The 14,688-nt window shown below is 47.6% G+C and carries 16 protein-coding genes and 1 pseudogene; 16 read left to right on the top strand and 1 reads right to left on the bottom strand.

All coding sequences use genetic code 11. The features are described 5' to 3' along the window. Positions 1 to 162 precede the first annotated feature (162 nt). The 4 genes from EL268_RS23940 to EL268_RS23925 all read left to right on the top strand — a co-directional run bounded on the left by EL268_RS23940 (position 163) and on the right by EL268_RS23925 (position 4,517). Complete coding sequence (locus EL268_RS23940) at positions 163 to 1,095, top strand: 3-hydroxyacyl-CoA dehydrogenase family protein (RefSeq protein ID WP_106655885.1); 933 nt, start codon at positions 163 to 165, stop codon at positions 1,093 to 1,095. A 308-nt stretch (positions 1,096 to 1,403) separates the two neighbouring features. Further along, positions 1,404 to 3,383 carry a methyl-accepting chemotaxis protein gene (locus EL268_RS23935; RefSeq protein WP_106655884.1) on the top strand — a complete coding sequence of 660 codons (1,980 nt, stop codon included), beginning with the start codon at positions 1,404 to 1,406 and terminating at the stop codon, positions 3,381 to 3,383. A 116-nt stretch (positions 3,384 to 3,499) separates the two neighbouring features. Continuing rightward, positions 3,500 to 4,036, top strand: coding sequence for a GNAT family N-acetyltransferase (locus EL268_RS23930; protein WP_106655883.1), 537 nt, complete (start codon positions 3,500 to 3,502; stop codon positions 4,034 to 4,036). Between the two features lie 139 nt (positions 4,037 to 4,175). After that, complete coding sequence (locus tag EL268_RS23925; protein WP_106655882.1) at positions 4,176 to 4,517, top strand: GRAM domain-containing protein; 342 nt, start codon at positions 4,176 to 4,178, stop codon at positions 4,515 to 4,517. A gap of 62 nt (positions 4,518 to 4,579) precedes the next feature. On the opposite strand, the pseudogene EL268_RS23920 reads toward EL268_RS23925, so the two are convergent. Then, positions 4,580 to 4,817 (bottom strand): annotated as a pseudogene (locus tag EL268_RS23920) (hypothetical protein). Positions 4,818 to 4,902: 85 nt separating this feature from the next. Here EL268_RS23920 and EL268_RS23915 point away from each other — a divergent pair. The 12 genes from EL268_RS23915 (at position 4,903) to EL268_RS23860 (ending at position 14,685) form a co-directional block, all read left to right on the top strand. Beyond that, positions 4,903 to 5,124, top strand: a complete 222-nt coding sequence (locus tag EL268_RS23915) for a hypothetical protein (RefSeq protein ID WP_106655881.1) — start codon at positions 4,903 to 4,905, stop codon at positions 5,122 to 5,124. Between the two features lie 44 nt (positions 5,125 to 5,168). Then, positions 5,169 to 5,624, top strand: a complete 456-nt coding sequence (locus tag EL268_RS23910) for a hypothetical protein (protein ID WP_106655880.1) — start codon at positions 5,169 to 5,171, stop codon at positions 5,622 to 5,624. A gap of 11 nt (positions 5,625 to 5,635) precedes the next feature. After that, on the top strand, positions 5,636 to 5,932 hold the full coding sequence (locus EL268_RS23905; RefSeq protein ID WP_232030038.1) for a hypothetical protein: 297 nt from the start codon (positions 5,636 to 5,638) through the stop codon (positions 5,930 to 5,932). Between the two features lie 140 nt (positions 5,933 to 6,072). Continuing rightward, positions 6,073 to 6,774 carry a TerC family protein gene (locus tag EL268_RS23900; RefSeq protein ID WP_106655878.1) on the top strand — a complete coding sequence of 234 codons (702 nt, stop codon included), beginning with the start codon at positions 6,073 to 6,075 and terminating at the stop codon, positions 6,772 to 6,774. 2 nt (positions 6,775 to 6,776) lie between these two features. After that, positions 6,777 to 7,649, top strand: coding sequence for a LysR family transcriptional regulator (locus EL268_RS23895; protein ID WP_106655877.1), 873 nt, complete (start codon positions 6,777 to 6,779; stop codon positions 7,647 to 7,649). Between the two features lie 182 nt (positions 7,650 to 7,831). Beyond that, positions 7,832 to 8,899 (top strand): AbrB family transcriptional regulator, encoded by a 1,068-nt coding sequence (locus EL268_RS23890; protein WP_106655876.1) that lies wholly within the window; start codon positions 7,832 to 7,834, stop codon positions 8,897 to 8,899. 202 nt (positions 8,900 to 9,101) lie between these two features. Beyond that, positions 9,102 to 10,136 carry a Bug family tripartite tricarboxylate transporter substrate binding protein gene (locus EL268_RS23885; protein WP_106655875.1) on the top strand — a complete coding sequence of 345 codons (1,035 nt, stop codon included), beginning with the start codon at positions 9,102 to 9,104 and terminating at the stop codon, positions 10,134 to 10,136. A gap of 81 nt (positions 10,137 to 10,217) precedes the next feature. Further along, positions 10,218 to 10,679 (top strand): tripartite tricarboxylate transporter TctB family protein, encoded by a 462-nt coding sequence (locus tag EL268_RS23880; protein ID WP_106655874.1) that lies wholly within the window; start codon positions 10,218 to 10,220, stop codon positions 10,677 to 10,679. A gap of 12 nt (positions 10,680 to 10,691) precedes the next feature. Further along, positions 10,692 to 12,215 carry a tripartite tricarboxylate transporter permease gene (locus tag EL268_RS23875; protein ID WP_106655873.1) on the top strand — a complete coding sequence of 508 codons (1,524 nt, stop codon included), beginning with the start codon at positions 10,692 to 10,694 and terminating at the stop codon, positions 12,213 to 12,215. Positions 12,216 to 12,230: 15 nt separating this feature from the next. After that, entirely contained in the window at positions 12,231 to 13,013 is a 783-nt protein-coding gene (locus EL268_RS23870) for a class I SAM-dependent methyltransferase (RefSeq protein ID WP_106655872.1), read from the top strand. A gap of 234 nt (positions 13,014 to 13,247) precedes the next feature. Beyond that, positions 13,248 to 13,700, top strand: coding sequence for an Lrp/AsnC family transcriptional regulator (locus tag EL268_RS23865; RefSeq protein ID WP_106655871.1), 453 nt, complete (start codon positions 13,248 to 13,250; stop codon positions 13,698 to 13,700). Between the two features lie 19 nt (positions 13,701 to 13,719). Further along, entirely contained in the window at positions 13,720 to 14,685 is a 966-nt protein-coding gene (locus tag EL268_RS23860) for an EamA family transporter (RefSeq protein WP_106655870.1), read from the top strand. Positions 14,686 to 14,688 lie beyond the last annotated feature (3 nt).

The raw sequence follows: 14,688 nt of genomic DNA, 5'->3' as shown, positions 1-14,688 counted from the left end.
GGGTTTACTAAACGTTTTTTAATGGTACAAAAATTTGCCCTTACCAGCAAGCGCCATAGGAATGAATTTCGGTAAAAGTAGTAGGAATTTGCTGGGAGGAACTAGGTATTTGATCGTAGAAGCTTTGTTAGTAAACCTAATTCACCTTGGGAGGCTCTTTCAATGGAAAAGCATGCGGCTGTTATCGGATCAGGTGTTATGGGACATGGAATCGCGCAGCTATTCGCATTGGCTGGATTTCGTGTTTCTCTTTACGATTTGCAGGAAGAGTTTTTGATGAAAGCGAGAGCTAGCATCGAGCACAGCCTTTCCCTTCTGGTTGCAGAGGGAGTGATTGCAGACCAGTCTAGAGTAGCGGCGCTCGAGCATATCGTCCTGACCACGGATTTGCAAGCGGCAGTATCTGCTGCAGAAATTATCACAGAAGCAATACCAGAAGTCATCGAGCTAAAGTGGGAGCTGTTTGAAAAGCTGGAACATTACGCAAGGCCAGATGCGATTATTGCTTCCAATACGTCTACGTTTTCGATTGCGAGACTGATCGAAAAGGCAACTACGCCACAACGCTTTATCATTACACATTTTTTCAATCCTGCCCAATTGGTTCCGCTGGTCGAGGTAGTCAGGCACGAGAGGACAGCGCAGGAAGTGGTTCATAAAACGCTGCAAATGATGGAAGAGATCGGGAAGTCCCCAGTTTTGCTGAAAAAGGATGTACCGGGCTTTATCGCCAATCGGCTGCAAACAGCTTTGATGAGAGAAGCTTTTCATTTGCTCGCAGAAGGCGTGGCAGATGCAGCCCAGATCGATACGGTGATGAAGGATGGAATTGGCTATCGTTGGGCTTTTGTCGGGCCTATTGAGACGGCAGATTTTGGCGGACTCGATACGTGGAAGCGCGTGATGGATAACCTGGCGCCTGAGCTGGATGGCTCGACAAAAGCACCCGCGATCATTGAGGAACGAGTAGCAGAAGGCAATCTCGGCACCAAGACCGGAGCAGGTATTTACTCGTATAAGGATACGGCTGTCTCAGAAAAGCTTCGTGTACGTGACGAACAGTTCATCCGCTTGGGGAAAATGAAGCGCGGTTGAAATGGTTTACAGATAAATACTTTATTCGTAAAATTTTCACTGAGACATTGTCGCCTTCTCCGAAGTGATCAGTGGAATTTCGCAGCAAACAAACTAGTCAGCCAATTACGACCGCCCTGCCTATCACACATAAGCAGGGCGGTTTTTCTATGGCCTCGGGGGCTGTATAATTCCGGCTTTTTTATACCTATGACAGTTCTATATATTTTTTACTTAATTAACCTCTCTTCGTTTCCGATATAAAAAATTAGGACTTCACCAATATGAAACGTTTATCCTAATACAACTTAGAAAGAAGATGAAATGAAGTGAAAGTTAACCTTAGGAATTGGTTCAGAAGCTATCGAACCAAACTCATCATCACATTTCTCTTGATTCTGCTAGTCCCTTCTCTTGTCGTTGGAAGCCTGGCTTACAATCAAGCGAAACAAGAAATTGAAAAACAGATCATGGACAGCGCCAACGAAAACGTAGATTTGGTCAACTCCATCGTCAGCAGTACGTTTGAGGGCAAAAAGAAGGATGCTAACTATTTGGCAAAAGATATCACACCTGGCGTTAAATCAGCTGAGGTTCAAGAAGAAATCATGCATCATTTTGATTCCTATATGGGTATGCATCCAGAAGCGTCCAGTATCAGTCTGGGAACGGTTGACGGACAGTACTTCCGCGCACCCAAGCAAGAAGTGCAGGCAGGGTTTGATCCGCGGACGAGAGACTGGTACAAAAGAGCGATGGAAAACAAGGGGACTGTCGTCGTTACGGAGCCATATATTTCGGCAGTATCCGGTGAGGTTTTAGTAGCGGTAGCAAGAACGACGGAGGATGGAGCAGGGGTTATCTGCATTACAGTTGGGATTGAACAGATCAAACAACTGGCAAACTCAGTCAGCATCGGTTCCAATGGAGATGTTATCGTACTGGACAGCAATAAGAAGTATGTCGTCCACCCGGAAAATCAGGCAGGGACGTTGGCACAAGATAGTTTTTACGACAACATGTACCAAGGAGAAACAGGTCAATTCCAATACGAGGAGAAAAGCATCCCGAAACAGATCTACTATGTGACGAATCCGGCTACAGGCTGGAAAATCGCCGGGTCGATGCATCTGTCAGAGGTTGAGGATGCTGCACAGCCGATTTTCGCACAAACGTTTTGGACGATCACGATCTGCTTGCTGCTGGGAGGACTCATTGTAGCAGCTGTAATGCGTTCCCTTCTCCAGTCCATCCAGGAAGTGAAGGTACATGCAGTCAGAGTGAGCCAAGGTATTTTGACTGACCCGATTAAAGTGCGGTCAACCGATGAAATCGGTGAGCTCGGTCATGCGTTTAACACGATGCAGGATAACCTGCGCACGCTCATTTCCGATGTCGAGGCCAGAGCGGAGCAAGTTGCAGCGTCTTCGGAGCAATTGACTGCCAGTGCGCAGCAGACGAGCATTACAACCGAGCATGTAACGACTGCTGTTCAGGACGTAGCTGGCAGCGCAGAACAACAAACGAGCGGAATCGACCAAAATGTTCGTTCATTGCAGGACATTTCGGAAGGGGTCACACGGATTGTAGAGAGTGTCAATGTGTTGTCGGATACCGCTCAGCAAACGACGGTTCAGGCGGAAGAAGGTGGCAGCTTTGTCGCTCAGGTCATGAGTCAAATGAAGTCGATTCATGAATCGGTAGAACAGTCGGATCGCATGACCAAATCGCTCTATGATCGTTCGAAAGAAATTGGCACGATCTCGGATGTCATCAGCGGAATTGCCCAGCAGACGAATTTGCTGGCATTGAATGCAGCGATTGAAGCGGCGCGGGCTGGTGAGCATGGCAAAGGCTTTGCAGTTGTAGCTACAGAGGTGCGGCTATTGGCTGAGCAATCACAATTGTCGGCCAAGCAAATTTCTGAATTGATCACAGAGATTCAGCGGGAAACCAAGCAATCCGTCGACAACATGGAAAAAGTCAGACTGGATGTTGCAGCAGGCTTGAACGTTTCGGAGGAGACGATTCACAAGTTTGAAGGCATTATGGAAAGCACCAGACTGACCAATCCACATATCGCAGAGGTTTCCTTGATCGCACAGCAAATCTTGGCTGCTGTTCAGGAAGTAACCGCGACAGCCAATGTGCTTGTCACCATCGCGAAAAGCAATGCAGAAACAGCCGAGGAAGTAGCAGCCTCTACTGAGGAGCAGCTCGCATCCATGCAAGAGATCTCATCCTCCGCTCAATCCTTATCGTCATTGGCGGAAGAGCTGAAAGTATTGATCAATAAGTTTACCTATTAACCTGTATCCTTGCACAAACGAAACGCCCTGCTCAAGGCATACGAGCAGGGTGTTTTGCCGTATAAATGTGATAACATATGGGCAACACAATCGGTAGCGAATAGGAGATGTGAACAATGGACATGAGGATTAGAGTCGAACAGGTAGATGATTATTCCGTTACTGAACAGGTCGTAAAAAATGCATTCGCGAATGCGGAGTTCACCGATCACAAAGAACATGAATTGGTGTCTCGCATCAGAAAATCGGATGCATTCATCCCTGCGTTATCTCTAGTCGCGATTGATGAAGAGAATCAAAAGATCGTGGGACATATTCTTTTGTCGAAAATAAACATTCGCAACGACAATCAGAGCATAGAGTCACTTGCGCTCGCCCCCGTTTCCGTCTTGCCCGATCACCAAAGCAAAGGCATAGGAAAGAAGTTAATTCTCGAAGCCCTCCAAAAAGCCAAAGAACTGGGATACCAATCTGTTGTTGTCCTCGGGCACCCCGGATATTACCCGAAGTTTGGCTTCCAAAAAGCTTCCCGATGGGGAATAAAAGCACCTTTCGAAGTACCGGATGAGGTATTTATGGCATTGGAGCTGCGAGAAAATGCCTTGGCCAATGTTTCTGGAGTTGTTGAATACTCTCGTGCTTTTTTTGAATAGGTAGGGATTGTTCATGAAAAGAAGCGCAGTAGATCGTTGAAGCCATCTACTGTGTCTCTCCATTCCTAATTATGGTAATATGAAGTGCCTACCAATTCGAGAAAAAACGAATCGTATGTCGGAGGGGAAAAAGGAAGCAATGGAACTCAGGGGAAACGAATCGATCGTGCAAGAGAATATAGCGGCAAACCTATTCAGAGGAATGGAAGGAGTAGGTGGGAGGTTAACGATTACGAGTGAAAGACTCTATTTTCAACCACACAGTCTCAATATTCAAACACAACCTCTCGAATTAAACTTGAAAGATATTGCGGCAGTTGAAAAGCGGAATACGTTGTTCGTGATCCCAAACGGAATGAAAATCAAGATGCATAACGGTCAAGAGCATAAATTTGTTGTGTGGAAACGAGCGGAGATCATTGGAATGATTCAGGATACAAAAATGAAGCAAAAAATGACGGTGATCATTAAGACGAGGTGAGCTATCCGTTCCATGAAAATCGCCCTGCCACAAGCAATACTAAGCAGGGCGATTCCCACATCTTACAAGTCCTTTGCAATATGCGGTTTGCTATAATGACTGGTACCCCCACCGCCAACCAATACTAGATTCATCTGAGAGCAGTACAGTGATTTTTGCCCGATTCGCTGTTGCAATATAAATAACGTAACCAGTTCTGGAGATTACCGTACGCCAGTTGCGGTCGAATTCAGAGCGCAGAACCCGATTGGAATACACTTGGTTTTCCACGCGGACAAGAGTTATAGGCAATTTCACTATTTTCGTTGCAACCACACAGGAAGCGTTCTATGATAACATCAAGGACGGTATTCATTGCAAGAGCCGTAAAAAGGAGTGAAAGACAATGGCAAAAAGCGCAGCACGCAAGCAACGGGAAAAGCTGGCCCGTGAAGGCAAAAGAAACCCAGAGCTCAACAGAAGTATCTTTGCATTCACTGACATGAGACAACGGACGACGAAGACTAAAGCAGAAAAACTGAATCAACAGAAGCACAAAAGGTCGTTATCCTACCAAAGTGATGATGGCCTTTTTTATTTGCGTGCGAAGCTTGCTGTGATCGTTTAACATGGAGGAAGATGGTGTATCTTGTGCTGGGTGGTGGGTGATGGATGAATCGTAAATGGCTTTTTGCCATCCTTTTCATGAGCGTTCTTGGAATTGGCAGTGCGGGCATGGGGATCGTCAAAATGGAAGACTCGATCAAAGCGCAACAGGCAACCCCTCTTCTTCCCACCATGGAAACTACAAATTTAGATTCGCAAGATGCCAATTGGTTTGAAAAATCAGAGGAAAGATCTTTTGAATACCTTGTTCATGATGGAATCTATTACGTTCCGATTGAAGAGGAGCTAAATGAAACCAATCTAGATAGCAAGCTTGGGGTAGTCAGCAGAATAGGCGAATGGGAGGAGTTCAGAGAGGGGGATACTCCCTACTACATCCCGGGCAGTACATACTACACGATAAAAGACGTACCAGATAAGAACAAAATCGCAATCGAAATCGTCAGGAAAGAAAGCAAAAAATATCAGGTGCTGGAAAAAAGTCATCCCGTACCAAAGTGAGGCATGGCATCATGAATAACACCATTCATTCTGAATGCGCGAGAGCCATTCAACATCTCCTCCAGCTGAAGGACCCAAAACGCGAAGACTTTTTGGCGCTGAAAACGTACGGTAATGACCGCTATTCGGCAATGGGCTGGGAGGAGCTGCAGACGTACATCAATGAAAAGACCTTCATCATTGTCGAGCAGTTTGAAAATGAACAAAATATTATGTCCGCCTTGCGTTGGGTAGCGAGAGGATTGCCGGTTTGGCTAGCGATTCGAAAAGTGCGGGCGGATTATTCTGTGTATGGATACAAGAAGTAGCCTGTCTTTGACTGACAGGTTTTTTCTATTCTCAAACAAGCGCTTTCAAAAAAAATATATGCAAATAATAGAAATAATACTGCACTAACGAAAAGATAGGTCTATTATTGTCAGTATCAGCAATATTGGAGGGAGACATCATGACAGAATACTTACTTAGCTTACTACAAATCATTATGATCAACCTGGTCCTGAGCGGCGACAATGCAGTCGTTATTGCTCTTGCCTGTCGCAACCTGAGTCCAGAGCTGCAGAAAAAAGCCACTTTTTGGGGGAGCTTCGGTGCAATCGGACTGCGGATCATCCTTACCTTCATTGCCATTTGGCTGTTGAAAATCCCGTTTGTCCAGGTCGTCGGAGGACTTCTGCTCATCTGGATTGCGGTCAAGCTGTTAAAAGGTGAAGATGAGGACAGTCACATTGGTGGCGGATCGAGCTTTATTGAGGCACTCAAAACCATTATTTTTGCCGATCTGATTATGAGTCTGGACAATGTCATTGCCGTAGCGGGAGCAGCGAACGGGAACCTGGTTTTGGTCATCATCGGTCTTGCCATCAGCATTCCGCTCATCATTTGGGGAAGCCAGCTGCTGATGAAGCTGATGAACCGTTTTCCCATCATCGTATTATTGGGAGCGGCTTTGCTTGGGTATACAGCTGGAGAAATGATTGTAGGAGACAAAGCAGTTGGCAGCTTCCTGGAGGGGGTAATGCCTTCGCTGCATATGATTTTGCCGGTAGCATTGGCACTTCTGGTGATCGTGATTGGAAACTATTTGAAAAGAAAGGAGAAAAATGTGTTAAATAAAGAAGTGACAAATAATCATGCGGAGACACTATAGCTATGGAATATCGCGATTGGTACATTCTCCAAACCTTGTACCAGGAACAAAACATCACAAAAACAGCCGAAAGCTTGTATTTGTCCCAGCCTGCGCTGACCAAAAGACTGCGGCAGATTGAAAAAGAATTTGGCGTTCAGATCGTGCAACGGGGGAGTAGAGGCGTTCATTTCACTCCTCAAGGCGAGTATTTGGCTAAATGTGCGGATGAAATGCTCCTCAGACTGCGCAATATCAAGGAGCATGTCTTGAACATGGGAGACGAGGTCAATGGTACGCTCCGGCTGGGGGTTTCCAACTATTTTGCGCGGTACAAGCTCCCAATGATCTTGAAAAAGTTCAAGGAAGCCTATCCAAACGTAGAGTACAAGGTGATGACCGGATGGAGCAAAGACGTCTACAAGTCCGTGTATAATCAGGACGTACACGTAGGCTTCGTACGGGGAAGCTACAACTGGTCCGATCAAAAATATTTGCTGTTCGAGGAATCGGTCTATGTCGTTTCCACGGAGCCTATTCATATCGACGACCTGCCCACCCTGCCGCGAATCGACTATGAGACCGATCCGATGCTGCGGGCCTTAGTGGACGACTGGTGGACCGAACGATTTTCCCAACCACCACTGATCGGCATGGAGGTCGACAAGGCTGATACATGCAGTGAAATGGTAGCAAACGGTTTGGGGTACGCTATCCTTCCACGAGGCGTGCTGAATGGCAAAGACGATCTGCACATGATTGAGCTGACCACAGCAGAAGGGGAACCGATCAAGCGAAGTACCTGGATGTTTTATCATGCCGACTCAATGGACCTGCAAATGGTCAAGGCATTTGTGCGCTTTATGGAGCAGGGTGAGATAGCATTCATCGATTAAGCAAGGAAAAGGAACTGCTGGGAACTCTCTGAATGGGAGCCGGCAGTTTTTTTGTTATTCACACAAGGAATCGCCAACGATAACCATTTTGTATTTTTGCTGCGAGAACAATTGTTTTACACTAGGTGTACCCCCACCCTAGAAGCTTCATACAACGTCGGATAGTAGGAGAGGGAACGCTTATGCTGCTGCGCATTCTGTTTACATTGCTGCTCGGATCACTGGGAGGCTGGCTGTTTGCTACCATCCACAGCCCACTTCCTTGGCTGCTCGGAGCGTTAGTCACGACAGTTATCTGTAATATGCTTGGAGTCAAAAATCTTTGGATTCCTCGTTGGTTTCGTCAAGTAGGGTTGACAGTGATCGGGATCACCCTTGGTCTGCGAATGACACCTGAAATCGTCAACACGATGACGGGTCACATCGGTTTGATGCTCATCACCACGATTTTGACCATCTTGATCAGTTTGGTAAACGCTTGGATATTTTACAAGGTCTGCCGAGTAGACGGGATAACCGCAATCTTCAGCAATATTCCCGGCGGATTATCGGAAATGGTGTCGGTGGGGCAAACGGCGGGAGGAAATCAACAAGTCATTACGATTTTCCACTCGATCCGTGCGATCAGCGTCGTACTTTGTACCCCTTATCTGGTGACATTTCTGCCTACCCATGCTGCCATACAGACGGCTGCTACAGAACACATGCTGGGGATTGGTCAGACAGTCATGATTCTTGTGGCTGGTGTCATTGGAGCGTTGATTGCGTCACGCTGTTATATACCTGCACCATTCTTGCTAGGTGCCTTGCTCGTAACCGCTTTGATTTCGATGAACACATCGCTTGTGGGAGAGAGTCCTGTGTTGCCAAGCATCTTGGTCCAAGGAGCGCAAATATTCATCGGGGTCAGCATCGGTCTTGGCTTCAAACGAGAGGACATCGCCCAAAACCGCCGATTCTTTCTGTTCGGTCTGATGCATTCTCTGTTCTTGTTCGTCATGGTGATTGCGCTTGCTATCGGTATTTCTTACGTGACTGCTACCGATATCGTGACGGCTATTTTGGCCACGGTGCCAGGTGGACTCGCCGAAATGAGCTTGACTGCCTTGGCGACAGGAGCCGATCCGCTCTTAGTGACGGCGTTTCATCTGTTTCGTTTGGTCCTTGTCCTTACGCTGTTTTCCTTCGGCGCTCGTGCATGGACGAACCGCCACAGCAGGATCAAACAGCCAAAGGAGACCAGCGCCTGACGCAGTGTTAGAGGTCGAATCAATGGCAAGGCCTGTACGTTCCTTGATCGGAACGGCAGGTCTTTTTGGCGTAAAAAAAATGAAAATAATCATAAATATGGTGTTTATCCAAATTATCTGAACAAACTAGGAAGCATTTTTATCGAATGCTATGATCTCCTTAACTTATTTGAAAGCGCTATCAATCGAGGGGGTTATAAAGATGAAAAAATCAAACAAATGGACAAAGTGGACTGGAGCACTCCTCACAACAGCAATGGCACTTAGCCTCGCAGCCTGTGGAGGCGGCGGTGGGCAGACAGCATCCTCTGGAGGAGCTTCTACCTACCCGGAAAAACCTATCTCGGTTATCGCTCCATCGGGGGCAGGCGGCGGCTTGGATAAAACAGCGCGTTCCCTCGCAAAGGTAATGTCAGCAACGAAGCTGGTAGACAAGACGATCTCCGTCGAAAACAAGCCAGGTGGCGGACAGGCTGTAGGCTTGGCTGATTTCGTGACGCAGGACAAGAAAAACAACTATAAGCTCCTGCTTCCCTCTACACCAATCGTCATCAACAATGTGAAAAAAGAAGGAAACAGCCCGCATTCCTACAATGATATGACTCCGTTGGCGCAATTGACCAAAGACTATGGAGCCATCGTGGTAAAGGCTGATTCTCCCTATCAAGATCTGAAATCGTTGATGGAAGCAGTCAAGACAGATCCAACAAAAGTAACTGTTGCAGGAGGATCAGCCCCAGGCTCGCTTGACCACTTGACCTTCCTGATGCCTGCCGTAAAAGCGGGCATTGATCCGAAAACAGTGAAATTCATTTCCTACGATGGCGGCGGAGAAGCAATCGCTGCACTCTTGGGTGGCAATGCTGACGTACTGGCTACAGATGTATCTGGTTCGGGTGAATACTTGAAATCTGGCAAAGTAAGAATCTTGGGCGTTTCTTCCCCTGAGCGCTTGAAAGGTATGTTCAAGGATATCCCGACGTACAAAGAATCCGGTTATGACACGGAGCTGATCAACTGGCGCGGTGTATTTGGACCAAAAGATATGACGCCAGATGCTGTTGCTTACTGGGAGCAAAAATTGAAAGCGATGACCGAGACTCCTGAGTGGAAAGCAGAGCTGGAAGCAAACGGCTGGGACGATGGCTACAAAAACGGTGCAGACTTCAAGAGCTATCTGGGTGAGCAAGAAAAAATGTTCAAGGAAATCCTGAGCTTGCTCGGAATGGCGAAATAAAAAGGTCTGATGGGGGATGGAGACGGAGCGATTCTTCTCCTCCTTCATTCTGGATTCTTGTACGAACAGGAGGGAACATACGTGAGCAAAACATTTGATCGCTTCGCCAGTCTGATTTTTCTCGTGTTGGGCGTAGCATTTGTGGTCGGGAGCCAAAACATCTCGGCGAGCGCTTACGGCAGCAATGTCGGACCAAACATTTTTCCGATGGGACTCGGAAGTCTGCTGATTCTGCTCAGCCTGCGATTATTTTATGAGACATTCACATACAAGCAAGAGGGCAAGATAGAGAAGGAAAAGTTCGATTACAAACGGTTCCTCATCATTCTTGTCGCAGCATTATTCTACGTATTGCTTTTGGAGGAAATCGGCTATGTGATCAGCACCTTCCTTTTCCTTATCGTTGGATTTCAGACGATGCAGAAAGGGAAATGGCTCAACAGCGTGCTTATTTCCGGTGCGTTTTCGTTCGGCGTCTACTTGTTGTACGTGGAAGTTCTCGATGGCACATTGCCCGGTTTACCAACATGGTTAGGCTTGTAGGAGGTGGATGAAATGGGTGCGATTGACTATTTGCTGAACGGATTTGCCACTGCCCTGCAATGGCAAAATATCATCTTTGCGTTTGTCGGTGTCTTGATCGGGACAGTAGTTGGGGTATTGCCAGGGATTGGGCCAATCAGTGGCGTAGCCTTGTTGATTCCGGTGACAGCTTCATTGACGAGTGGACTGCCGCCAGAAGCAGCGGCGACCAGCGCCATTATTTTGCTGGCAGGGGTTTACTACGGAGCGATGTATGGTGGCTCTACCACTTCGATTTTGTTGAATACACCTGGTGAGTCATCTTCTGTCGTTACCGTACTGGACGGATACCCGATGGCTAAGCAGGGAAGAGCAGGAGTCGCCCTCTCCATCGCTGCGATTGGTTCGTTTTTTGCAGGGCTTGTCTCGCTTATCGGTCTGGTATTTTTGGCAGAGCCACTCTCAGAAGTAGCGCTCAAGCTCAGTCCGGCAGATGAGTTTTCGCTGATGATCCTGGGGTTATGTGCACTGAGCGGGCTGGCAGGCAAGTCCGTGACCAAAGCATTGATGATGACGGTTTTCGGCTTATTGATCGCGACGATCGGGCTGGACAATGTATCCGGTGTGGCGCGGTTTACCTTTGATATGCCCGAGCTTTATTCCGGTTTGGAATTTTTGACGATTGCCGTAGGGGTATTTGCGCTTGGGGAAGTGTTCAAGACGATCCTCGAACGGGATGTGAATGAGGGAGAGATCGCCAAAATCTCCCGAATTGTACCGACCAAGCAAGACTTGAAGGAAAGTGCTGGACCGATTCTCCGCGGATCACTGGTTGGATTCTTTAAAGGAATTGTTCCTGGTTCTGGTGCTACACTGGCATCCTTCCTCGCCTATTTGTTGGAAAAGAAAATCAGTAAAACGCCTGAAAAATTCGGCAAAGGGGCAATCGCTGGGGTAGCGGCTCCAGAGTCGGCAAACAACGCAGCTTCTGGCGGGGCGATGATTCCGCTTCTGACCTTGGGGATTCCGGGTACAGGGACGACAGCGGTATTGATGGGCGCACTGATTATGTACAACGTGCAGCCAGGTCCGCTCTTGTTTGAAGATCATCCAACCATCGCTTGGGGCTTGATCGCCAGTATGTTCATCGGAAACGTGATGCTCTTGATCCTCAATATGCCGCTCGTAAAGGTGTTTGCCAAGCTGATTGAGACACCGCCGAAATATTTGATCCCGATGATCGTTGCCATTTCCGTGTTTGGTGTATACGCAGTCCGTGTCTCCGTATTTGATCTGGTCTTGTTGCTCTTCTGTGGATTGTTGGGTTACTTTCTGGCGAAAAACGATTTCCCAATGGCCCCACTTGTTCTTGGCTTGGTCTTGGGTCCGATGATTGAAAACAATTTGCGACGCGCGCTGACGACGTCCAATGGTGATTTTTCTATCTTTATTGAAAAGCCAGTTTCCCTGGTGTTTCTGATTATTGCGGTTCTCTGGATCACCGTTCCCTTGATCATGAAAATGAGAGGGAAGAAAGTAATCGTAAACGAAGAATAGAGGAGGGCGATTCTCATGCGCGATGACAAAAAGATCAAAGAGGAAGTCAAACAGCAGTTCGGTGCGAATGCCGAAAAGTATGTGAATAGCCAGACGCATGCTACGGGAGAGGATCTCGCTCTCCTGACACCTTGGCTGAATCCTTCGTCTGATTGGATGTTTCTCGATGTGGCAACGGGCGGCGGTCATCTTACCAAGGCAATCGCTCCACATGTCGGTCAAGCTTTTGCGACTGATTTGACACAGCCGATGCTTGCAGCCGCACGAAACCATCTGAAGTCTCACGCAAGCAATGTCTTTTATGTAGTTGCGGATGCGGAAGCACTTCCGTTTTTGAGTGAATCCTTTGATGCAGTCGGGTGCAGAATCGCGGCTCATCACTTCCCGAACCCAGAGGCGTTTGTAAAAGAAGTGGCCCGTGTCCTAAAGCCGGGTGGAAAATTTGTGCTGATCGACAATATCGCAGCAGAGGATGAAAAGCTCGATCAATTTGTGAATACACTGGAGAAACTTCGGGATCACAGTCATGTACGAAGCTACTCACGCTCCGAATGGTTAGCGTGGATAGAGCAAGAGGGACTAGTGGAAAGTCATTCGCGCATCCGTAAAAAGACGTTCCCGTATGCGACTTGGGTCAGACGTACGACTGAGACTGAGGAGCAGGTTGAGCAAGTAACGGCGCATATCACAAGCGCCGATGAGGAAATCCAAGCCTACTTCGCAGTTGAAAAAGAAGGAGAGCAAGTCGTTTCCATCCAAGTTGATGAGTGGATGGCGTTGTTTGAGAAACCAGAATGATAAGGACAATGCTCTAAGCTGGTCCCCGCTTATAATCGAGCGGGGGCTTGTTCTTTTTTGTATGGGTACCTAAGTAACGATTCGTAATGATAGAGGGGCTTTCACGACGGTTTTTGGCATTATTTTTTGGGGATATCTTACTCTGTATTTACTATTCGTTTGAATTCGGTCAATATAGAGTACGAATGGTCTATATGAAGGAAAATATGCTACTATAACCACAGGAGGTATGTGATGGATGAGGTTGACCTGAGAATTGTTCAATTGCTCGAGGAAAACGGAAGGATATCTCATGAGGAAATCAGCAAACTGCTGCACATCTCTCGACCGGCTGTCCACCAACGGGTTGCCAAGCTCGAAAAGAATGGCGTTATCAAGGGATACCGAGGCATCATTGACTGGCGAAAATTAGAGCAAAGGCTGAAGGTATTGATCTTCGTCAAAGCAAGATGTCAGGACTTCAAAGAAATCACAGCAAAGATTGTGAACGTTCAGGTACCGAACGTGACCATCATCGAATGCCAGCGGCTCGCGGGAGAGTGGTGTATGATGCTAAAAGTACGTGCGACGGCACCGGAAGATATCACCAATCTGATCGATGAAATGGTACAGTATGACGAAATACTGGAAACCTCCACGACTTTCATCTTGTCGACGATCTACGAGGATGGCTGGAAAGAAATTTGAAAACCAAGGTGGAAACACAATGACAGGAACAAAAGATTCGAAATTATTTGTCGTTACGCTTGCATTGCTAGCGGTCTACCTGTTTTGGGGAGGCACTTATCTCGGAATGAAGATCGCCATTGAGTCGATGCCACCCTTTATTATGGCGGGTTCTCGATTTTTTCTGGCGGGATCGATCCTGTTCCTGATCGGGCGTTGGAAAGGGGCAGAGCTGCCCAGTGCTGCAGAATGGAAGGGAGCAGGAGTTGTTGGGGCGTTGCTGCTTCTCGGAGGTAACGGTGTAGTTGCATGGGCACAGCTCAAGGTACCGTCAGCAATCGCGTCCTTGCTGATCGCTACGGTTCCATTATGGATTCTCGTTTTCAACTGGATCGGTGGCAGCAAGAAGAAGCCAACAGCTGGAGTCATGGGAGGCATCCTATTTGGCTTGGCGGGAATCGCTGTGCTGGTTGTCCATCCCGAGAGCACAAGCAATCAAGGGATGGACACGATCGGAATCTTGGCGCTCCTGTTTGCCTCGATCTGTTGGGCAGTGGGATCGTTGTATTCGCGCTATGCAAAGCTTCCAGCATCACCTGTGATGGCGACGGCCTTGCAAATGATCATCGGAGGAATTTTGCTGGGGATCGCGTCGCTGTTTCTCGACGATTGGACGAAGCTGCATCTATCGGAGATTACCCTGCGGTCCTGGATTGCCTTTGGCTATTTAGTTGGATTTGGTTCCATTGTCGCCTACACGGCGTACATTTGGCTTTTGAAAAATGCAGAGCCTTCCCTGGTCTCCACGTACGCCTATGTGAACCCGATTGTCGCAGTATTTCTGGGCTGGCTGATCGCTGATGAACAATTGACAAGCCAAACCTTGATTGCTGCTGTCATGATCATCGCATCCGTTGTCATCATCACAATGTTTCGGGAAAAGAGTCCAGGTGCGACACAACCGGTAGCAAGAAAAGAAAAAGGGGAGCTTCAGGTTCATAAATGAAGC

Origin of the sequence: Brevibacillus brevis, from assembly GCF_900637055.1 — a bacterium.
Classification (GTDB): domain Bacteria; phylum Bacillota; class Bacilli; order Brevibacillales; family Brevibacillaceae; genus Brevibacillus; species Brevibacillus brevis.
Note: the sequence above shows the minus strand (reverse complement) of the source record. Positions and strands in the feature narration are given on the sequence as shown.